1 protein-coding gene is annotated in these 279 nt (G+C 60.6%); it reads right to left on the bottom strand.

Annotation, left to right across the window (positions count from 1 at the left end; all coding sequences use genetic code 11):
- Window positions 1-279: cyclic nucleotide-binding domain-containing protein (locus tag EN852_RS40560; protein WP_135880027.1), on the bottom strand; the 279-nt coding region annotated here is incomplete at both ends.

The following is a 279-nucleotide window of genomic DNA, read 5'->3' as shown; positions in this document are numbered from 1 at the left end:
AGCCGCCTGCCGAGTTGATGGCTACATAGCTCGCGACAAAGGCGAGCGCCGCCTGATTGCCTGCAATAACCGGCTCGATTGCGGCGCGTGGAATGAACAGCAACTCGGTTTTCGCGGAGGCCCGCACCGACGCTTCATGCACATAGGTGCGCAGCATCGCGATGTCGGCGAAAATTTCGCCCGACTTGCGCACGCCCATGCTGGTTTCTTTGCCGTGCTCTTCGACAAAGATGCGCACCGAACCAGAGCGGACTACGTATAGACCGTCGGCGGTCTCGC

The sequence above is a fragment of the Mesorhizobium sp. M2E.F.Ca.ET.209.01.1.1 genome (genome assembly GCF_004010375.2).
In the GTDB taxonomy this organism is placed as follows: domain Bacteria; phylum Pseudomonadota; class Alphaproteobacteria; order Rhizobiales; family Rhizobiaceae; genus Mesorhizobium.
This window is presented reverse-complemented; position numbering and strand designations above follow the sequence as displayed.